Annotated in this window: 16 protein-coding genes; 8 read left to right on the top strand and 8 right to left on the bottom strand. The window is 59.7% G+C overall.

Annotation, left to right across the window (positions count from 1 at the left end; genetic code table 11):
* Nucleotides 1–47: 47 nt before the first annotated feature.
* Complete coding sequence (locus AB4089_RS15115) at nt 48–374, top strand: hypothetical protein (RefSeq protein ID WP_441410095.1); 327 nt, start codon at nt 48–50, stop codon at nt 372–374.
* 232 nt (nt 375–606) lie between these two features.
* Here AB4089_RS15115 and pmfR read toward each other — a convergent pair whose 3' ends face one another.
* Nucleotides 607–2,019, bottom strand: coding sequence for a transcciptional activator PmfR (pmfR, locus tag AB4089_RS15120; RefSeq protein WP_441410096.1), 1,413 nt, complete (start codon nt 2,017–2,019; stop codon nt 607–609).
* 232 nt (nt 2,020–2,251) lie between these two features.
* On the opposite strand from pmfR, the gene AB4089_RS15125 reads away from it, so the two are divergent.
* From AB4089_RS15125 to AB4089_RS15145, 5 genes are all read left to right on the top strand, one after another.
* Nucleotides 2,252–3,529: a flavin monoamine oxidase family protein gene (locus AB4089_RS15125; RefSeq protein ID WP_441410097.1), complete on the top strand. Its 1,278-nt coding sequence runs from the start codon at nt 2,252–2,254 to the stop codon at nt 3,527–3,529.
* Nucleotides 3,526–3,876 carry a cupin domain-containing protein gene (locus tag AB4089_RS15130; protein ID WP_441410098.1) on the top strand — a complete coding sequence of 117 codons (351 nt, stop codon included), beginning with the start codon at nt 3,526–3,528 and terminating at the stop codon, nt 3,874–3,876. The genes AB4089_RS15125 and AB4089_RS15130 overlap by 4 nt, the downstream gene beginning before the upstream one ends.
* Nucleotides 3,877–3,975: 99 nt before the next feature.
* Entirely contained in the window at nt 3,976–5,550 is a 1,575-nt protein-coding gene (locus AB4089_RS15135) for an aldehyde dehydrogenase family protein (protein WP_441410099.1), read from the top strand.
* Between the two features lie 221 nt (nt 5,551–5,771).
* A complete protein-coding gene (locus AB4089_RS15140; protein ID WP_441410100.1) occupies nt 5,772–7,151 on the top strand; it encodes an NAD-dependent succinate-semialdehyde dehydrogenase in 1,380 nt (459 codons plus the stop codon).
* 57 nt (nt 7,152–7,208) lie between these two features.
* Nucleotides 7,209–7,424, top strand: coding sequence for a hypothetical protein (locus AB4089_RS15145; RefSeq protein ID WP_441410101.1), 216 nt, complete (start codon nt 7,209–7,211; stop codon nt 7,422–7,424).
* Between the two features lie 149 nt (nt 7,425–7,573).
* Here AB4089_RS15145 and AB4089_RS15150 read toward each other — a convergent pair whose 3' ends face one another.
* Entirely contained in the window at nt 7,574–8,089 is a 516-nt protein-coding gene (locus tag AB4089_RS15150; RefSeq protein WP_441410102.1) for a TetR/AcrR family transcriptional regulator, read from the bottom strand.
* A gap of 122 nt (nt 8,090–8,211) precedes the next feature.
* Entirely contained in the window at nt 8,212–9,828 is a 1,617-nt protein-coding gene (locus AB4089_RS15155) for a helix-turn-helix domain-containing protein (protein WP_441410103.1), read from the bottom strand.
* Nucleotides 9,829–10,097: 269 nt separating this feature from the next.
* On the opposite strand from AB4089_RS15155, the gene AB4089_RS15160 reads away from it, so the two are divergent.
* Together AB4089_RS15160 and AB4089_RS15165 are read left to right on the top strand one after the other, a co-directional pair.
* Entirely contained in the window at nt 10,098–10,955 is an 858-nt protein-coding gene (locus AB4089_RS15160; protein ID WP_441410104.1) for an acetoacetate decarboxylase family protein, read from the top strand.
* Nucleotides 10,956–11,035: 80 nt separating this feature from the next.
* Nucleotides 11,036–12,466 (top strand): APC family permease, encoded by a 1,431-nt coding sequence (locus tag AB4089_RS15165; RefSeq protein WP_441410105.1) that lies wholly within the window; start codon nt 11,036–11,038, stop codon nt 12,464–12,466.
* A gap of 227 nt (nt 12,467–12,693) precedes the next feature.
* Here AB4089_RS15165 and AB4089_RS15170 read toward each other — a convergent pair whose 3' ends face one another.
* From AB4089_RS15170 to AB4089_RS15190, 5 genes are all read right to left on the bottom strand, one after another.
* Nucleotides 12,694–13,623, bottom strand: coding sequence for a bifunctional methylenetetrahydrofolate dehydrogenase/methenyltetrahydrofolate cyclohydrolase (locus AB4089_RS15170; RefSeq protein ID WP_441410106.1), 930 nt, complete (start codon nt 13,621–13,623; stop codon nt 12,694–12,696).
* Between the two features lie 96 nt (nt 13,624–13,719).
* Nucleotides 13,720–16,194, bottom strand: a complete 2,475-nt coding sequence (locus tag AB4089_RS15175) for a GcvT family protein (protein WP_441410107.1) — start codon at nt 16,192–16,194, stop codon at nt 13,720–13,722.
* 59 nt (nt 16,195–16,253) lie between these two features.
* The gene (purU, locus tag AB4089_RS15180; RefSeq protein ID WP_441410108.1) at nt 16,254–17,117 is read right to left on the bottom strand and encodes a formyltetrahydrofolate deformylase; all 864 of its coding nucleotides are present in this window, start codon (nt 17,115–17,117) and stop codon (nt 16,254–16,256) included.
* Nucleotides 17,118–17,485: 368 nt separating this feature from the next.
* Nucleotides 17,486–18,274, bottom strand: a complete 789-nt coding sequence (locus AB4089_RS15185; protein WP_441410109.1) for an SDR family NAD(P)-dependent oxidoreductase — start codon at nt 18,272–18,274, stop codon at nt 17,486–17,488.
* Between the two features lie 46 nt (nt 18,275–18,320).
* Nucleotides 18,321–19,787: an APC family permease gene (locus AB4089_RS15190; protein ID WP_441410110.1), complete on the bottom strand. Its 1,467-nt coding sequence runs from the start codon at nt 19,785–19,787 to the stop codon at nt 18,321–18,323.
* Between the last annotated feature and the right edge of the window lie 132 nt (nt 19,788–19,919).

Here is a 19,919-nt window from a genome sequence, read left to right on the forward strand (position 1 = left end):
CCGGCAGGAAGCTTCCGTAGATTTGTTGCCACCGCTAGGATCGCTGGATGCAAGCCGAGGAGAAGAACGGTGGAATCAATCCACGCAGCATTGCCCGCGCTCTGAATACGTGCCTGGCCTTTGGTATCGCGCTTCTTGTCATGGCGTATGCCCTGGGCTTTCACAACAGCACCCCCCAATACTCCGCGATATTAGGTGGGGCACTCCTCTGCTTCGTAGCCGCGCTGGTCATTTTGATGCGGCACCTTGCCAAGCGGGCACAAGATTCGTCTCGTTCGTTTCCTCGATCGGCCGCATGGGTTGTTTCCATACTGATGGCCGGGTCGGCGGCACTCTTAATTTGGGGAACATTCGTTGACCAGCTAAAAAGCTGACACAACCGGGCCTGCGCTTCAGCAATCCACGGCGCGCACGACCACTGAGATTGCTCAAATAGTTCGAAAACGAATATCGACGGTTACCAGTAAGGGTGACGAAAGGTTGGGGACGGGCGGCCTTCGTCAGCTCCCGGCGGAAGTGCTGCACCGGTGGCCGGTTCGTTGTCGGTGAGCATCCCCGCAACGGGTCGTTTTGTTTCTCGCTGCATCTGCTTTAGCGGATGCTAGATCAATCTGAAGTTGGTGAATAGGAGGCCCATGCCTGGTATGCCAACCAGAACGCAGAAAGGTCCGCTGACGATGAGATATCCCTACCGGTGATCTCTTTGATCTTGGCTAACCTGTAAGACAGGGTTTGGCGATGGATCCCTAGTTCCGCGGCCGTTTCGTTCCATCTGCGGTCTTTTGCAAGGAAAGCGAAAAGCGTCTCACGAAGAGCTGAGGATTTGGCGTCGGGCGCAGCCAGTTCACCTAGCACTTGCTGCACAATTGCTGACGCCTCTTTCCTTGATCGGGTCAGTAGCGAAATTGGTACGCCCGCGAAGTCGAGCCACTGGTGATTTGCTCCACCGGAGGACAAGACTTTATGGGCTTCCTCTGCGGCGAATTTTGCGTCCCGGAGATCAATATAGGTTGATGACGCGGCGGCTCGGATTCCTAGCCCTTCAAGGAGCTGCCGGACGTCCTTGCGGATTCTCTCGGGCATAAGAAGCATGAACGAGTTGCGTCCGGGGCCGGCGAGCACTGGCATTCCCCCGATCGAGACTGCCCTGGCGGCTTTGGGCCCTTGGTCCGTCGCGATCGCAACCATCTGATACCCAGCCGCGATGGCACCTGGCTTCAGAACAGCATCGAGATTATCGGGTATGTGGCCGTCGAGAAGGGCTTCAAGCGCGTGTGCGGAGCGTTCAGCTCGTTCTCTAATCGAACTCAGAAGTTGGCTCACTGCGACGTCGATAACCTGCAGGACGTGGATCAGCAGGAAGCTACCGATTTCTTCGCCGGGAAATTCGGTGACTCTTAGCTTTACCTTGGTATCGCCGGGAAGGGAGTATGAACGCTCGCGAGCCTTCGGCGACATCGTGGTAACGGGCGGCCCCTCGAGGATGGTCAGGCCCGTCTGGGTGTCAAGCACGCTGAGCCTAGCCCCTAAGAGGGCCTGAAGGTCGTCCATCAAACGCTTCGGATCGGCGTGGGCATATGTAGAAAGCTGGTAAAGCTTGCTCAGCTTGAGCACCTGCAGTGTCTGAGTGGAGGCGGTTGCGGCAGCAACGGTGCGGCCAAGGGCCGCAAAGGGGGTTTCCTCATTGGTGAGCAGAACTGGAAATGCTCGGCGGTCGGCCTCATCCAGGAGTTCCTGAGTTAATGGCGGCAAGCTTGGGTGGTCGCCAAGGGCTACTCCGGCCAAACCCGCTTCGTCCAACCTTCTGATAAAAGCCAGTTGCTCCTCGGCTTCGTGCGGGACGCACAGCCCAACGGTCATGAGCAGTTCGTGGGGCCCCAGCCAACGGTCCGGATCGCTTAGCTCGCAGCTGTGGGCCCAAAGGACTTGTCGGTCAAGACCATTTGCCCCTGCCAGGACTCGGGTCCCCAAGCTCTGGGTGCTTACTAGGTCATTTACGGTCAAAACAGACTGGTCCACGTATGAAATGGTACGCCTAAACCAAATTGCAGTGAAATTCTTGCATTCGTACGATATATCTCCCCTTTCATGGTCAGTACTGTGAGTCACACGACATGGAAGCAACCATCAAAGGAGATGCACCGATGGCCCCAAGCTACGGGCTTGCAGCTGATTTATGGCGTAAAGCAGCACACCGCCCAGGTATAGCCGCGGCCAACGCCTCGTTGTGCGTCGGTAGGGAGACAAAACAATGAGTACCCTTCGTGAAGGTGCCAGAATTGCCGTGCTCGGCGCTGGTCTTGCCGGTCTGGCCGCTGCTACCCAGCTCAAGAGCGACGGATTCCAGGTAACCGTTTTTGAGGCCCGGGACCGCTCCGGCGGCCGCGTCTGGTCAGAATCCATTTCGGCCGGGCGTGAGGAACCGTGCATCATCGAGCGTGGCGCAGAGTTCGTGCTTAACGGTTACACGACGATGCGCCGCCTCTTGGCTCATACCGGGCTTGAACTCGTCGACACGGGGATGAGCTACTACGTCCGTGCCTTGGCAGACACGCCGAAAATCAGCACGGATGATGTCGTCGAAGCAGGACGGGCCGCTGCAGCCATCGCCCGGACCTACGATACGCCGCCCTCAGCCGAAACCGTTCTGCAGCGGTTGGAGCTAAGCGACCGCCTCGTCGACGCACTGCGGGGCCGCATTGAGATCTCGACCGCTGTAGCGGCGGATCAGGTCAGTGCTGACACCCTCGAGCACATAGCCTCTTTCGAGCCACTCCCTAGCTGGCGAGTCAGCGGCGGCAACCAGGAACTGCCAAAGGCCCTGGCGGCCCGTCTTGGTAGTGCAGTCCGCTATCGGGAATACGTTCACTCGGTACAGGATTCCGGAGCCGGCGTCGTCGTGGAAACGACAGGCGGAGTGGCAGTTTTTGATGCAGTGGTTGTGGCGCTGCCCCTGTCTCTGATTAGGGACGCGGCCACCATCGCGCTGCCCCTGCCCGGATGGAAGAAGGCGGCACTGGGTCGGGTGCTGCAGGGAGACGCTGCCAAGCTCCATCTTCCTCTCCGCTCTGCGCCAAAGACCAGCGCAGTTATGTCGACGAACGGTCGTTTTTGGACCTGGACCGCGACCGACAGTACCGGGACAGTGACGCCGGTGCTCAACTCATTCATGGGCTCCCCCGGAGCGCTGGACAGGGCCGCCGGCAGTGACGATGACTTTCAGGCCTGGATTACACACGCCCAGCACATACGACCGGACTTGGACTTCGATGAGTCCGAAGCTGTAACCACAATTTGGCGTCACGACCCCCTCGCCCGGGGCGCCTATGCTGCGTTCGGCCCAGGCGGAGGGAAGAAAGACTCCGAAGAGCTCGAACGATCAGTCGGCCATATCTACTTTGCAGGCGAATATGCAGACCCCGATTTCACGGGCCTCATGGAAGGTGCCTTGAGAAGCGGGGAGCGCGCAGCCGCCAGGATTCATCACGCTGCCGTCGGCGTTGCTGCCGAGGTGGTGGGTGTCCAATGACAAACGTCGTAGCAACGATAGCCACTGTTCAATGGCCAAAGAAGGTAGCCATCAGCCCAGAACGTGTGATTTCCGGGAGTCCTTCCGCAAGCACCTTTGTCCTTTACCGCGATTCCCGCACAGAAGCCGGGCTCTGGAAGGTCGAACCAGGTGAGTTCACGACCAGGCTGACCGGCTACAGGGAATTTATCCACATCGTCGAGGGCGCAGGCCAACTCATCCACGATGACGGCGAAACCATCGACCTGCGCGCCGGGACTGTCGTAGCACTGCCAGAAGGATGGGCAGGCCGATGGCGAATAACCGCGCCTTTGGTCAAGTCCTACTCCATCGTCAGCCAGTACTGAGGCCGCCAACCTGCGGATGCTCCGGCAACCAAAGGCCGTTCAATCCAGCCGGCACCCCGGCCCCTATCCACAGAAACAAATCCGAAAAGGAACCAAGTCATGAACTCCGACATCGAATTCGCCCGCGTAAGCAACAGCTTCTTCAGCAACGGTGAATACTTGGCAGCGCCGCACGGGCGTGACGTTATCGATCCCTCCAACAACACCGTGTTGGGAAGCATGGCCGAAGTCCCCCATGACGACATCGAGACAGTCATTGCCAATGCCAACTCCGCGCAGAAGCTCTGGTATGCGAAGACCGCCCTCGAACGGGCTGAAATCCTTCACGAGGTCGCAGCAGAGATGAAGAAAATCAGCCCGGAAATCGCTGAATTGCTGACGCTTGAAACCGGCAAGCCCTATAAGGAAAGCGCAGATGAGATGGGCTGGTCCGTCTCGGCCGTTGACTACTATGCCGAGCTGGGCAGGCATTCAATCGGTTCCATGCTTGGCTCGACCGTCCCCGGGCAAACCCATTACACGCTCAAGGAACCTATGGGCACTGTCGTGAGCATTCTGCCCGCGAACTTCCCGATTCTGCTGCTCATGTGGTCTGCGGCGGCAGCGCTGGCCGCCGGTAACTCCCTCATCATCAAGCCCTCGGAGACCGCGTCTCTGACAACCCTTTCGTTCATGCGGGCCTTCGACGCTCTTCCGGCCGGCCTGGTGCAGTGTGTGACCGGCGGACCAGATGTCGCCAAGCAGCTTGTCTCCCACAAGAACACACACATGATCGCATTCACCGGCAGCATCTCCACCGGCCAGGCTGTCTCCCGCGCCTGCGCCGAGCACTTCAAGCCGCACCTCATTGAAGCCTCTGGGAGTGACGTCTTCCTAGTCATGCCCTCGGCACCCATCGATGTGGCCGCACGGGCGGCCACCTTTGCCTCCTTCTTCAATGCAGGTCAGGTATGCACCTCGGCAGAAAAGTTCCTTGTCCACGAAGACGTCTATGACGAGTTCATGGAGGCCTTCATCGCCAACGTAAAGAAACTGCGCATAGGACACGGCCTCGACAAGGTTGACCTTGGCCCTCTGGAAACCGCCCGTGAGCTTGACCGTGTTGAGGCCATCCTCGCCCGCGCGGTGGAACAAGGCGCGACAATCACCCTTGGCGGAAAGCGGCTGAACCTCGGCGGAAAGCTGGAAAACGGCTTCTTCTTCGAACCGACCATCCTCGAAGGCCTGCGCCCGGACATGGACATCTTCACCACCGAGGTCTTCGGCCCCGTTGCCCCTGTATACAAGGTATCAAGCTTCGAAGAAGCCCTGAAGATCACCAACGACTCCCCCTTTGGCCTCGGCTCCACCCTGTACTCCAAGGACGTGGAGGAGATCACCCGGGCAACGAACGAAATTGTCGCCGGCATGGTCTGGATCAACGCCCCGATCCTCGACAACGACGCAGGACCCTTCGGCGGACGCAAAATGTCCGGCATCGGACGCCAGCTGGGTGCCGAGGGCCTGGACACGTTCCGCCACACCAAACTTGTCATGATCGACCCGGCCGCCACCAGCCATGACTTCTGGTGGTTCCCGTACCAGGACGATGAAGCCTGGAAGGGTGCAGACAACCAGTCGGCCGAAGCCGTCGAAGAGCAGCCCATCCACCACTTCGCACCTGCCGGGGCCTGACCGCCAATCCAGCGCAGCACACATTAGAGGGAACCCGGTTGCCGCCAGGCCGGGTTCCCTCCCCCCCGGACGTAGCTGATTTCAGTCGAGGCAGCACGCGTCCAAATGATCTGCCGGAGTCTTGCCCACCTTTCCAGCGAGGCTGCAGCTGGGTACAGAGACCCCTAAGTTTCTGACCAACCACATCCCGGCCACCACCCACATTCCTAAAGGAAAACATCATGATCGCCACGATCAACCCGGCCACGGGCGAACACCTTCAGTCCTTCGATGCACACTCGAACCGCCAGGTTGATTCCATCCTGACCACAGCAGCCGAGGCCCAAAAAGCGTGGAGGCTTGTGCCTGTTGAAGACCGGGTGCAAATACTGCGAAACACCGCCAAGATCCTCCGTGAAAACAGCGGGGAATACGCCCATCTCATCACCCTAGAGATGGGCAAACCCATAGCCGAGGCCCGTGCTGAAATCGAAAAGTGCGCCCTAACAGCGGACTACTACGCCGAGAACGCCCCCCGGTTCCTGAGCTTCGAAAGCATCGAGAGCGGGGCTCAGGACAGCGGAGTCGTTTTCGAACCATTGGGTGTGGTGCTAGCGATCATGCCCTGGAACTATCCGTTCTGGCAGTTCTTCCGGTTCGCGCTTCCGGCACTCGCTGCCGGTAACGGAGCCATTCTCAAGCACGCAAACAATGTCCCGCGCTCGGCGCTGGCCGTCCAGGACGTTCTCGATAAGGCGGGCCTGGCCCCCGGCCTATGCGCTACCATCCTCGTCGAGCCTGAACGGGTAGCCAGCATAATCGCAGATGACCGGATAGCGGCAGTCACATTAACCGGCTCCACACAGGTCGGCAGCATAGTGGCTGCGCAAGCCGGGGCTGCCCTGAAGAAGCAGGTGCTGGAGCTAGGCGGGTCAGATCCATTCATCGTATTGGCTGACGCGGATATCAAGGAAGCAGCCAGGGTTGCTGTCAAAGCCCGATTTACCAATGCAGGCCAAGCTTGCGTTAATGCCAAGCGTTTCATCGTCGATGAAAAAATCGCTGACGAGTTTGTTGCCGAGTTCGTGATTCAAACCCGGGAACTTGTCATAGGAGATCCTTCAGATCCTGCAACAGAGGTCGGGCCGATGGCCCGTGAGAACCTTCGGGCCTCACTTCACGACCAGGTCCAGCGCACCCTGGATGCAGGCGGACGCCTCCTGCTCGGAGGCGAGGCTGTTGAGGGACCCGGATTCTACTATCGCCCCACCATCATCGACCGCGTCAAACCGGGCCAGGCGGCCTTTGACGAGGAAACGTTTGGACCCGTCGCAGCAATTACTCGCGTGGCATCCACCGATGAAGCCATCGCGCTGGCAAATCAAACGGAATTCGGCCTCGCAGCCGCGCTGTGGACCCAGGATCTTGCTACCGCCTGGGACCTGTTGCACCGGATCGATGCCGGAGCGGTATTCGTCAACGGTATGGTCGCGTCTGACCCGCGCCTGCCCTTTGGCGGCATCAAAAAATCCGGATACGGACGCGAGCTGGGTCCTCAGGGAATCCGAGAGTTCACGAACATGAAGACGGTCTGGATAGGCCCCAACACCGGAGGGAGTTAGAAAAGCATGAAAGGCCAGTTACAACAACCGGGAAAAGGACATACCGTCTCAAACCCTGTGCCTGACGACTTCACTTCGGCCAACGCCGTGTGGGACTGGATTGACCTGACCCCCGGAGACGTTGTCCATGTCCGCACGGACACCGGGGTAATTAGCCGGGCGGTGGTCGACACGCTCACCGATGACGGAACCATGGTCTGGCTCCGGAATGATCCCATGGGCTACCGATCCCTCCACCTCATCACTGACCCACTCACCTTGTACAAGCAATGACCAGTAAGGACAGCGATCAGCCGCTCCGGTCGCTGTCCTTCAAATGGAGTGCTTCTCCGACCAAGTTTGATGTGGTGAGCAACGGGGGCTTCATCACTGACTTCCCTGTAGGTGGCCCCCGCACAGACTTCCGGCCAAACCAGCTGTACTTAAACGGGTGTCGGTAAAACCTTCCGTAAGCAGAACCGTGCCCAATCCTCGCCAAGCGGGTCGTCAAGCCCTAATCCGTATAACATGATGCCGTCGAGCATCGCGATGACGAGTTTAGTGTCATCGACTGAAAGGTGAGGTCTGAGCAGTTCACTGAACGCCACTTCCCACCGCTGGTTGAGGGACCGCAGGGCTGGCCTGCGGTAGGCAAGCACGTGCACTTCATACTCCAAAATGCTCATGTCGCGGCGAGTGTTCGTGTAGATGAGCGCCAGGTCAACCAGCGCGTCTTCAAGATCGCGGGTCAGGTCCCATGACCGGTGCCATTGATCAAGGACCTCAAGCTCACCATCGCTGATCCACTCCAATGCGGCGGCTAGAAGGCCGTCGAGATCCTCAAAGTGATAGGCGATAGAGCCGACCGGTACATCGGCATGAGCTGCTACCGCACGGTGATTGAGCGCTAAGAAGCCGTCGCGTTTCAGCACGTCGGCGGCCGCCCGGGTCAGCCGCATTCGACGGTCCGGGTCGTAGCGTCGCGGGCGGCGTCCTCCTCCGGACGGCTTGCTTGCCTCGGGGATACTCGGGGCAGCAGGTTCCGTAGGCTCTGGTGAACTATGCACCGTCGTCTCTGTTCTCATGACTGGACCGCCGGACTTGCGAATAGAGTCTGCTTCGGACCGGCCACGGTTGCTTCCAAACCGGAGTGCATGGAGCCGCCGGGAGTTCGCGGCCTTCCCTGCCGCGCCTCGTCATCCCGACGTGCACCGTTGACTCCAAACATCGGGACGGGCATGGCTTCCAGAATGCGTTGAATTTTCAGAGCGACATGCAGTTCGACTAGATCGTCCATATTGTCCAGCCGGCGGCCGGTTAGCTCGGTGACCCGGCCGAGCCTATATCTCAGCGTCTGACGGTGCACATGAAGGCCGGTGCTGGCAGACTCCCAGGAACGGTTGCAGGCCAGAAAGTATTCAAGTGACCGGACCAGGTCGCTGCGATGCGACGCATCATATTCCACGAGCGCGCCGAGTACCGTTTCGACAAGCTCTCTTGCTCCGGTCAGGGTGGCAGGGGCCAGTGCGCGGCCTATCAGGTTAGGCCTCTGGTACTGCTCTGAAGCAAGGTGGCGGGCCCATGCGGCAGAGCGGGCGGCATCAGTGAAGGATTCAATCGACCAGAACTTGTCGCTTTGCGGTAGCTCTTGGCCCGCACCCGCTGCCCCGCGGTCTTCGTCGAACCTGACCGCATCGACAAGAACCGACACTCCTCCCGCGTATGTCAAGGGGATATGCGGAATACCGGCCTGTTTGAGACAGAGCAGAAAGTCTGATGAGGCTTCTGCTCCCACATCGATGACCCGCCAGGGAGGTTGCCCCAATCCTCTTCGGGCAAGCGAATTCAGGGCCTGCTCGACGTCGATTAACCCTCCAAAGTATCTGACCATTGTCTCCGTGAGGGCTGAGCTATCTCCATTGTGCTCCACGTAGTAGCGCTCGACCTCCACGGCGAACAACGTACAGAGGTGGAGCAAACTGCGGCGGTCGACGACTTCCTGATCAGCCGGTGTCATTAGCCACACATGGTGTCGTCCCTTGATCGGCAGTACATAGTAATCGCGGCCGGCAATGGCTGCCCGGCGGTCAGCGGAGCCGGTACTACCGATATTGAGAAGCCGTCGCCGCTCGTTCAGGACGCCTGAGTCCACCGTCGATCGCGTAAAGAGTGAGCATCCGGTCTCGGCCTCCACCACCTCTACCCGTATGCCCAGCATGGAGGAAATTTCGTCACTCAAAAACGGCCGCGCCGTTCGACTAAGACTCTTGCTGTAGGCCTCGTAGACGTCGGCAACTTTGTTTAAGCCGGCCTGGGCCTGCTCTGCGGCGTCTTTCGAGACAAAGGCCGCCAAAGTCGAAAAAGGTGTCTCCCAGTTGACTTGAAGCAGCGGAAACCCGAGGTGTTCGGCAGTTCTGCACATCACCTCGCTGAATGGCGAATTCCCGCGCGGATCCGAGGCTGCGAGGCCTACTATGCCGTGGCGATCCAACTGCTGAATTAGAAATTGTTGCCCTCGTGAGTCTGCCGGGAGCGCATCACGGGTCACCATCAGCAGTTCACCACTGGAGAGCCACCGCCAAGGGTCGGTCTCGGCGCAGACGTTGGCTGCGTCGATGAACCGCGTTTCACCGCGGCCGCCCGCGATCAGCCGAGCTCCGGCATCAGGGAAGTGCACTAGTTCGCGAATCGTTGTCATAGTCAATCCTGTCCTGCAGCGATATGAACCATTGTACATATGGATGAGTGCTGGATCACAACTCTGTGCGAACCGACGATATTCAGACGCGGCGGTGGGATCTAAGCTGGCTCAAACGCTTCCGCCGGGGCCTCGGGCTCCATAGCCGAACGGGACACGGGGGGCTACCTCTGAACAGCAGCCCGGGCAACACGCGCGGCTCCGCCACCAGAAGCCAACGACAAGGCACCAGTGGCCGCAAGCAGACACTCACGAACAGGAATTCGCAAATGACTTACGTTTGGACACAAGAACAGATCCAGCGATACTTCGGCTACTACGAGGGCCTCGCGACCCGCAACACGTACTCGTACCTCACCTTCTCCACTTCCGAGGAATTCGCACGTTCGGTGCTGCCGCCTTGTTTGGAACCCACGGATACACCTGAAGTGACCGTATCCTTCATGTCTTTCATGGAGGTCGCGAACGGCCGCACGAACAGAACAGGCCGGGACCGCTGCGCCATGATCCACATCAACGCCAAGTTCGGTGACGCCGAAGGAATCTACTACCTCAGCGTTTTGGAGACCGAGGAAGTCAACCTCGAGACCGGACGCGAGCTCTGGGGCATGCCGAAGAAGCTGGGAACGATCGATTCGTTCGACGACGGCGACACCCTGTTCGCGTTCGTCGAACGCAAGAACCACCGGATCATGGAGTTCCAAGCCGAAATGGGACCGGAACAGGGAGCCCAGCCCTTCCAGGAGGAGTTCTACTTTGAACTCCGTGGCCACTTCGGCGCTAACGGGTTCACGCTCAAAGACCGCGAACTGGTCGTCTTCAAGCTCGGCTCGACAGTGAACCGCTACCGGGAACTCCACAACCCGCACATCGTCCTCAAGGGCTCCCCCTGGGACCCCGGCATCGGCAGTGTCCCCCTTGGCGAATTTACAGGGGGAGGAATGACGGGCGGAAGGATGACGTGGGAGATCGTCGACGTCGTCAATCTGAACGACGACGGCCACGACTACGCGCCCTACATCCTTGGCCGCATGTACGACGACTGGCCGGACCTGCGCGAGACCGCCGGCCGCCACACTGAAGAAGCAACGCTCAAGCAGGACGTTCCCACACTGGCCCTGGCCTGAGCCATGGGTGCCAGGCCTATGGTGTTCCGCTGGCCGCACTCGTGCCAGCCCATCCTTCCGTCAAGTCCATGGAGACTCTCATGACACAGCAACACAACGCGATCAGTCCGCCGCAAACTGATGAAACAACCCTCAGGCACGGTCAGGCATCACTTCTTTCCGTAACCATCCTTGGGCTTTCCGCCCAACAGATCGGCCCCGGGATCGCTCTGGCCGGAGGCTACATGATCGTCTATGCCGGCGATGCTTCCTGGGTGTCGATGCTCATCGCCTTTCTGGGTGCCTGTGCCATCGGTGCCATGGTGACGACGTTCTCGCGGCGCCTTGTAGCCACCGGCGGGCTGATGTCTTATGTGGCCTCAGTGCTGGGCCCCTACGCCCGAGCACTCGTTGGCGCGGGATATGTCGTGGGCATTCTGATCGCTGTGGCAGCTGTTGTGACGGGCGTTGTCATCTTCAGTTCCAGTTTCCTGGTTCAAATGGGTATGGACTGGGCCGCGACGCCGATGGGTCAAGCGCTTTCGGCCATTGTCATAGCTGTCATCGCGGGGGCCATCGCCTACCGGGGGCTGGACGCTTCAGTGAAAGTATCTGCAGTTCTGTCCTTCATCGGCATCCCTTTCGTCATCTGGGTTACGGTGGCGGCGGCAGGAGCGACTGAAGGCTACTCCCTGGCGCCTCAATTCGATTTCGGCAGCGAGGCAATGTCGTGGGATGCCATCCTGCAGGGAACCCTGATCGCGCTTGCCTACTTCGTGGGCTTTGAGGGATTGAGTGCCATGGCGGGCGAAACCAGGAATCCTAAACGCAATGTGCCCCGATTGGTCTTGTGGCTTCTGGGTGTCACCGGTTCGGCATACATACTGACCCTTTGGTTTCAGATTCCGTCACTGGGAGCCGGCCTGGACCAGCTGGCGGCCGGTGAATCACCCGCTGCGGTTCTGGCGCACATCGGCGGGGTGGGGTATCTGGCGGCACCGCTGGACCTCCTCCTCGCGGCAGCGACATTCGCTGGCCTTATCGCGACGTTCAACTATGGCTCACGTATCGTGGCGACCGCGGCGTCCGCAGGGCTCCTGCCAAACAAGCTTTCGCGCATCCACAAGCGTCATCACTCTCCCTCGGCTGCGGTGTTCTTTATGACATTCATCGCTGCGGGAATTCCCATCACCCTGCAGCTGGTTTCGTCTGCCCCGCCGTTGGAGTCATCTGTGTATCTCTACACACTGTTTTCCTACTGCTACCTGCTGCCGTACGTACTGGCATCCGTGGCTGCTGTGGTTTTAGTGGTTCGGGAAGGGCGCCCGAATCCAGTACTGGTTGCGACCTTTATTGTCGGCGGGGGCGCCTGCGCCTACGTGCTCTACTACGCGCTAACAAGCGCAGGTGAGGGTGTCTTCGGAGCACTCCCGTGGATCGCGCTAGTCCTGACCTTAGTCGCCTTCCTGGCCTTCGTCGTTGCGCATAAGCGCAAGCCCGCCGCGGAAGACGCTTTGGCGGACCTCCTCTAACAGAACTCCGAACATCACCGGTGCCATGGGCGCTGGAGAATTGGATTGCCTCCCGTAAGCAGAGGGCGCCCCGTTTCCAAACGAAATGGGGCGCGCCCTGCTTAGAGGGAGCTACAACGTGTGCAGCTCCTTTTCCTTCACCGAAAGCGGGCACGGAAGCACGCGTACAGGTGTTGCGAGCCTGCGGCGCCGTGCCGCATCCGGCGAAACCATATCGCCGCTGACGCTCAGGTTGAAGTCAAGGACTTCCGCGCAGCGGCTTCCACGACATTAGCCAAGAGCATGGCCCGGGTCATTGGACCAACTCCCCCGGGATTGGGCGATATCCAGCTGGCGACTGTGCCGGCGTCGGCTTCAACATCGCCCCTGAGTTCCGCCTTTCCGGTGTCCTCATCAACAATGCGCGAAACGCCAACGTCCAATACAATCGCTCCAGGCTTCAGTTGGCTGGCTTTAACGAGTCCCGGCACGCCTACAGCGGCAACAACGACATCCGCGCGGGCTATCAGGCCGGGCAGGTCCAGCGATCCTGTATGAGCCAAAGTAACAGTGGCGTTGATAGCCCGGCGTGTCAGGAGTAGGCCCAGCGGACGACCGACCGTCACCCCCCGTCCTATGACCAAAACCTCCAGCCCCTGAAGTGCTATCCCGTGCCTGGCCAACAGCTCCACGATGGCGTTGGGAGTGCAAGGTAGAGGAGAGCTAAGGTCAGCACCAACATTGAGGACAAGTCGTCCAAGATTTGTTGGGTGCAGGCCGTCGGCGTCCTTCTCCGGCGAAATTTTTTCCAGGATGGCGTTCTGATCGATGTGGGCTGGCAAAGGAAGCTGGACAATATAGCCGGTGGTTCTGGGGTCGTCGTTCAGTTCTTCCAGAACGGCCTCCAGTTCGGTCTGGGAGATGGCCGCTGGAAGATCCCTCCGGATTGACTTAATTCCTACTTCCGCACAGTCGCGGTGTTTTCCTGCGACATAGGAGCGGCTTGCAGGGTCGTCGCCAACCAGGACCGTTCCAAGCCCGACGTTTGTGCCGCTTTCCTTCAGCGCAGCAACGCGGTGAGCCAATTCGCTCTTGATGGCCCCTGCCATTGCTTTCCCATCCAGGACCCGCCCTGGTCTGCCCGCCACGGCGTTTTTCTCCAGTAGATTCCCTGCCATCTTTTGCTCCTTACTTGATGCTGAGGTTCTGTTTGACCGGCGCTGGCCCGCGTACGCCGATTCTTCGGGAGGCGGTGCAGTGCACAGGCGTGATTGTTAGCCGCGGAGCCGTTCGCCCTTGGGGTCATAGAACGGTCGCCGTGAGACCGTTGCCGCGTAGTTCTGTCCCTTGCATTGAACTTCGAAGGCACCGGAGAGGTCGGTATCAGGGTTGATGGCTGCGATGCCCACGGCTCGGCCGAGCGTGTGGCCGTAGCTGCCGCTGGTCATGCGGCCGACGGGGAGACCGTTGCAGTAAACGGTCTCATCGTGGACAAACACGGGCTCCGGGTCCTCCAGCGCCACATAAACCGTGCGGTGTTCTGGTGCAGCGGGGTCCAGCTTGAGCAGCGCGTCCCTTCCAACGAAACCCCCTGGTTTGTCGAGGGCCACCGTGAAGCGCAGACCCGACGAGTAGGGGTCGTCGATAGGGCCAATGTCGTGGCCAAGGTGCCTGAAGCCCTTTTCGCTGCGCAGCGAATCCAAAGCATGATAGCCAGCCATTTTGATGCCCAGATCCTGGCCGGCTTCCCACAATGCATCAAAGACGTTTACTGCCAGGTCGGCACTGGGGTACAGCTCGTAGCCGAGTTCCCCCACGAAGCTCACCCTCAGGCTGTAGGCGTAGCCGTCCGCGATCTCTACCATCCGGCCATGGGTGTACTCCTGGGCCTCGTCGGACCAGTCCTCAGGTGAAACCCTGGAGAGCAGTTCCCTGCTCTTAGGTCCCATGACGCCGATCGTGGCAAGTCCCGCAGTGCAATCGAAAACAGCCGCTGCCTTTCCCTCAGCAAGGCGCTGAAGGTAGGTCAGGGTCTTTTGCTGGGTAAAGGATGGCGTTACTACCAGGAAGCGGTCCGCACCCAGGCGGGTCACCGTGCCGTCAAGTTCGATCCCGGCAGCCTCGTTGAGGAACAAGGTGTAGACAGCCTTATCGAGCTGTACATCGACGTTGGCCGTCGTCGCTTGCTGGCACACCGCCAGAGCGTCAGGACCGGCAACTTCAAACTTGGCGAATGGGCTGAGGTCGAAGAGGACTACGCCTTCACGGGCTGCCTTGTGTTCGGCGGCGACCCGCTCAAACCAGGTCGGACGGCCGTAGCTGTAGTCATAGCTGGGCGTCATTCCAGCCTCGCCGTACCAGTTGGCCCGTTCTCCGCCGTTGACTTCACCAAAACAGGCTCCAAGCTCTGCCAGCCTGGAATGCAAGGGCGTGCGGCGAACATTTCGTGCCGTGTCCATCTGCAGACTCGGCCAGTGCATGGCATACAGCCGGCCCAGGCCTTCTTTAGTTCGTGATTGCAGGTACCTGCGGTTGTTTTGGTGCCTTGAGAAGCGCTGCACGTCTACACTGGACGAGTCGAAGCCGGGAGTTCCTGAAATAACCCAATCCGCCAGTTCCTTACCCACTCCAGGGGCAAAGATGATTCCTTGTGAGTTGAAGCCCGCCGCCACGTACAGGTTCGGGGCTTCCGCGGTCTCACCAATGGCGAAATTGGCGTCAGGGGTGAAGCTCTCCGGGGCGTTGAGGAATCGGTCATACCCGACCGTAGTGAGCGCTTGGACGGTTGCTTCTGCCTTCGACCGGATCGGAGAAAAGTGGTCCCAGTCCGGATAGAACTCGGCGAATCCATTGCCGGGAATGTCTTCGACAGGTCGCGGCAGGCCATCGGGTTCGAACGCTCCCACCAGAAGACGCCCAGCCTCATGGCGCAGATAATAACTGCTGTCCAGATCCCTGAATACGGGCAGCGCCGGACCCGCCCCATCTATAGGTTCGGAGCGGACGTGAACGTGTTCGGCCGCGTATAGCGGCACCTTCACCCCCGCCGTCGCAGCGAGTTCCCGGGTCCACAGCCCGCAGGCAAGGATCACCCGTTCGCAGTGCACAGTGCCCTGATCTGTGAGGACACCGACGACCCGGTGCCCTTCGCGCAGAACCCTTTCGACCTTTACGCCTTCGCGGATCTGTGCATCCAGTTCATGAGCCAGCTTGGCGAAGGCAACAGTTGCGTGCCCAGGGTTGATGTGTCCGTCATCCGGCAGCAGTAGCGCGCCCAGGACCCCTTCATGGCTGGCCAGAGGCCACACTTCTTTAAAGCGGTCTTCGGTTAGCCATTCTGTTCGCAAACCCTGCTGGCCGGCGACATCCTTTGCGTAAAGGATCTCATCGACCCGCCCGGCTGTACGGGCCACGCTGAGGGACCCTGAGCGTTGGAATGAGACGTCAACGCCGGACATCTGCTCGAGCTTGCCGTAGAACTCCAGCCCGTACTTTGCGAGCTTTGTCATGGTTGTCGAGCCGCGCGCGCCCGTCACGAGACCGGCGGCGTGCCATGAGGTGCCGCTGCCGAGGACGTTGCTCTCCAAGACAAGGATGTCGCTCTCCCCCGCCGCGGCGAGATGATAGGCGATGCTGGCGCCGACGATGCCGCCGCCAACGATGACGGTCCGGACTCGTGCGGGCAGGGGGTCGTGGGACGTGTCCGTGAATGCTTTGGCGCTGATGCTGCGGTCGACAAGCCTGTCCATGGGGTTCTCGCTTCTGTGATGGTCAGTGCCCTGCGTGGCAAGGGTGTTGAAGTTGGTAGTTAGTTGAAGACGACGGTGCGGTGGCCGTTAAGCAGGACTCGCTGTTCGGCGTGCCACTGGACAGCCCGCGACAAGGCAAGCCGCTCGGCGTCCTGGCCTGTAACCGCGAGCTGCGCCGGGCTGTAGTCGTGCCCGACCCGAAGGACTTCCTGCTCGATGATCGGCCCTTCGTCCAGTTCTCCGGTCACGTAATGAGCGGTGGCGCCTACGAGCTTGACCCCCCGGTCGAAGGCTTGGTGGTAGGGCCTGGCGCCCTTGAAGCCGGGGAGGAACGAGTGATGGATGTTGATGGCCTTGCCGGCAAGTTTCCGGCAGAGCTCGTCGCTGAGGACCTGCATGTAGCGGGCCAGCACGGTCAGGTCCACTTGGTGTTCGTCAATGAGGGCGAGCAGCTTGTCTTCTGCTGCAGGTTTCGTCTCAGGTGTGACAGGGATGTGGAAGAACGGGATCCCGTGGGCGTCGGCCACAGGCTGGAGCGTCTGGTGGTTCGAGGCAATAAAGGAAAAATCGACTTTCAGTTGGCCTGCCCGCCAGCGGAACAAAAGGTCATTGAGGCAATGTTCGGCTTTGGACACCATCAGCGCTACCTTGGGACGGTCAGCGGTGTCAGCCATGGTCCAGGACATGCCATAGGCATCCGCTGTGGCCCGGAATGCCGTCTTCAAGTCACCAATTGATACCGTCCCCGGATAGGTTGCATGAACCCTCATGAAGAACGTGTCTTCGGACGCGTCGTCGAACTGCTGGCTGGCGAGGATATTGCACCCATGCGATACCAGGAAACCTGATACTGCATGGACGATTCCAAGAGTGTCGTGGCAGCTGAGGGAAAGAATCACTTCGCGGGGATGTGCGTGATTCATAGGAACTCCTAGGTGGGGATTCGTCACGTTGGTGTCCTCAAGCCGGACGCCATCCGTGGATGGGCGAAAATTCCAGAGGTTTCAGAAGGAACGCCTCACAGCACTGGAAATATCGCGTTCAACATCGACCATATGCGACCAAAAATCCCAACTCCATGCTGAAAATGCAAGAAATGCGGGCATTTTTCATACTCTGGTACCCCCGAGGGGCGTGAAGTGAAGTCCCGGCCGTGCACTTCTTTGCGCTATTGCTCGGGGTCGGGACGAGACTGATCGGGTGCAGAATTTTCCTGAGAAATGGCGCTGCCGTGCAGCACCTTGTCGGTGCTGCACGGCAGTTGCTTTTCAAATCCCACGGAGGGGGAGGATCACACGGGGGCAGCGGGGTGGGATTGGTCGGATCCAACGAAGTAGCCGGCCGTAGCACCACCGTCGACGGCGTAGACCGTTCCGTTGGCATACGTGGATTCCATAAAGTGGCGAACAGTGGCCGCAATTTCTTCGGGCTTCGCGAAACGGCCCAACGGCACAGAACTCTTGTAGAACTGCACCTCCTCTTCGGAGCCTTTCGCAAAGAGTCTCTTCGCCATGGGTGTTTCCACGAAGCCGGGACAAATGACGTTGCTGCGCACACCGACGGGGCCGAAATCCAACGCGAGACACCGAACCAGCCCGACCACTCCGTGTTTTGCAGCTACATAAGCCGAGTACCCCTGGGCACCATTTGTCCCTGCGTCCGAGGCAATCGCGGTGAACGTCCCCCGGGTCTTGATCAGCGAATCAACGGTTGTCTTTGCGGTCACGAACGTTCCCGTTAGGTTGACCGCAAGGGAACGGTTCCATTCCTCCAGCCCAAGATCCAGGACACTTCCCTGGACTTCCACGCCGGCGCAGGCTACGGTCGCGCTGATCGTGCCCAAGAACGACTGACCGTCTTTCACTGCACGCCGCATTGATTCCAGGTCAGTAACGTCGGCAACGAAGGCTGCGGGGCGGCCGCCAGCCTCCACGATCAGGGCTGCGGTCTTTTCAAGCTCTCGTTGATCTCGGTCCACAATGATGACCGCATGCGTTCGTGCCAGCTCGAGCGCCGTAGCTCTGCCAATGCCGCCCGCTGCCCCCGTAATCAGTGCTACGGGTTGGTCGTTGGAGTTCATGTCTTTCCTTTCAGGGTTCGTGCAGCGCAGCTGCAGGCAGCGGGGCTCAGACGTCCTGTCGTCCGATGCGGGCGTAGGTATCAGGCTTGGTGCGGCGGAAAATCAGCGCCAGGATGATTCCAATGACGAGGCATCCGTAGAACAGTGCCATCAGGAATGCCGCCAGGGTTTCGTCGCCTCCAATCATTACTGCGATGTTCTGGGTGGCGAGGACGCCGGCGACGATGAGACCCAGCGTCGCGGCGACGGGTGCAACCTGGCTCTTCCAGCGGTTGACCTTGAGTTCGGGACGTTTGTGGAAGTAGACGACGACGGCTGCGCTGGTGAGGATCAGCAGGAGGATCAGGGCATAGCCGCCGACTCCTACTAGGACCGCATAGAGTGTTGCGCCCGGGGCTCCCGCGATCACTACGACTGCCAAGAAGATCACTGCAATCACGCTGGTGGCTAGGGACGCAACGTGGGGGGAATCGTGGCGGCTGTGAACCCGGCTGAGGGCTGCCGGAAAGACACGGTCGACGCTGAGGGAGTAGAGGTAGCGGGCGCTGATGTTATGCGTGGCCAGGTTGGCCGCGAAGATGCTCGAGCAGAGAAGCACGATCATCACATCCATGACGATCTTGCCCAGGAGCTGGGAGACAACGCCCATGACCGTCCCGGTGGGGTCTGTCGCAGAAGCTTCAACGACGGTCCCGGGACCGATGGCAATGATTTGTGCCCATGCCGTCAGGGCGTAGATAGAACCCATGGAGAGAATGGCGATGTAGGTTGCCCGGGGCACGGTCTTTTCCGGGCTACGGGCTTCCTCGCGGAAGACAGCGGTGGCTTCGAATCCGGCGTAGCAGACAATGCCGAAGAGGAGGGCGAGCCCGATGTTTCCCGACAGCATGTTCGCCGGTTCAAAGGGTGCCGTCGTGAGCCCTTCCGGACCACCGTTGATGAAGGCAGCAACATCGAAGGCCACCATCAGGATCACTTCGAAGATCATGGAAACCGTCAAAATCTTCGCGGAAAGAGTGATCTTGAAGTACCCCAGGGTTCCGACGATTGTCATCAGCAGCAGCGTATAGGCCCACCACGGCACTTCCGGGCCGCCAAGCACGTCAGTTACCAGCGCTTCCAGTGAGATGCCGCCGAATGCGTAGCCTCCAACCAGGATGAAGAAGTACGACACAATAGCCAGGAAAGATGCCCCAAGTCCCAGGGGCTTGCCCAAACCTGCTGTGATGTAGGCATAGAAGGCGCCGGGGTTGGGAAGGTGCCGGCCCATCGAGGTGAATCCGACGGCAAAGACCAGAATCAACGCCCCTGCTGCGAGGTAAGCGGTGGGTGCCCCCAGCTGGTTTCCGGATCCAATGATGACGGGAATAAACCCAACAAACACCGACAAGGGTGCATTGAAGGCCAGGACGGTGAAGACGATGTCAAACGTGCTGAGTTTTCCGGTCAGCCGGCGTGAGGGTGTCCCGGGCTTTGAGCCCGGGCCTGCCGCTAATTCGTTGAGGGTGCTCATAACTGGCTCCTTGGGGGTGATTCAAGATGTGTGTGCGGCGCGTTCGAAGAGTTGCCGGGTGTTGGGGTAGACGCGTCACTGCAGCTGAATCCCCTAGGTTCAGGCAGAAGATGTGTCAGAGAGGATTGGTAT

It is taken from the genome of Arthrobacter sp. 2MCAF15 (assembly GCF_052115605.1).
In the GTDB taxonomy this organism is placed as follows: domain Bacteria; phylum Actinomycetota; class Actinomycetes; order Actinomycetales; family Micrococcaceae; genus Arthrobacter.

Bases quoted from the DNA above. Each gene is read 5' to 3' on its own strand.
- AB4089_RS15190 (WP_441410110.1), bottom strand. From the start codon at position 19,787: ATGAGCACCCTCAACGAATTAGCGGCAGGCCCGGGCTCAAAGCCCGGG.
- AB4089_RS15140 (WP_441410100.1), top strand. From the start codon at position 5,772: ATGATCGCCACGATCAACCCGGCCACGGGCGAACACCTTCAGTCCTTC.
- AB4089_RS15185 (WP_441410109.1), bottom strand. From the start codon at position 18,274: ATGAACTCCAACGACCAACCCGTAGCACTGATTACGGGGGCAGCGGGC.
- AB4089_RS15155 (WP_441410103.1), bottom strand. From the start codon at position 9,828: ATGACAACGATTCGCGAACTAGTGCACTTCCCTGATGCCGGAGCTCGG.
- AB4089_RS15160 (WP_441410104.1), top strand. From the start codon at position 10,098: ATGACTTACGTTTGGACACAAGAACAGATCCAGCGATACTTCGGCTAC.
- AB4089_RS15170 (WP_441410106.1), bottom strand. From the start codon at position 13,623: ATGGCAGGGAATCTACTGGAGAAAAACGCCGTGGCGGGCAGACCAGGG.
- AB4089_RS15175 (WP_441410107.1), bottom strand. From the start codon at position 16,194: ATGGACAGGCTTGTCGACCGCAGCATCAGCGCCAAAGCATTCACGGAC.
- AB4089_RS15165 (WP_441410105.1), top strand. From the start codon at position 11,036: ATGACACAGCAACACAACGCGATCAGTCCGCCGCAAACTGATGAAACA.
- AB4089_RS15125 (WP_441410097.1), top strand. From the start codon at position 2,252: ATGAGTACCCTTCGTGAAGGTGCCAGAATTGCCGTGCTCGGCGCTGGT.
- AB4089_RS15150 (WP_441410102.1), bottom strand. From the start codon at position 8,089: ATGCGGCTGACCCGGGCGGCCGCCGACGTGCTGAAACGCGACGGCTTC.
- AB4089_RS15115 (WP_441410095.1), top strand. From the start codon at position 48: ATGCAAGCCGAGGAGAAGAACGGTGGAATCAATCCACGCAGCATTGCC.
- AB4089_RS15135 (WP_441410099.1), top strand. From the start codon at position 3,976: ATGAACTCCGACATCGAATTCGCCCGCGTAAGCAACAGCTTCTTCAGC.
- AB4089_RS15130 (WP_441410098.1), top strand. From the start codon at position 3,526: ATGACAAACGTCGTAGCAACGATAGCCACTGTTCAATGGCCAAAGAAG.
- purU (WP_441410108.1), bottom strand. From the start codon at position 17,117: ATGAATCACGCACATCCCCGCGAAGTGATTCTTTCCCTCAGCTGCCAC.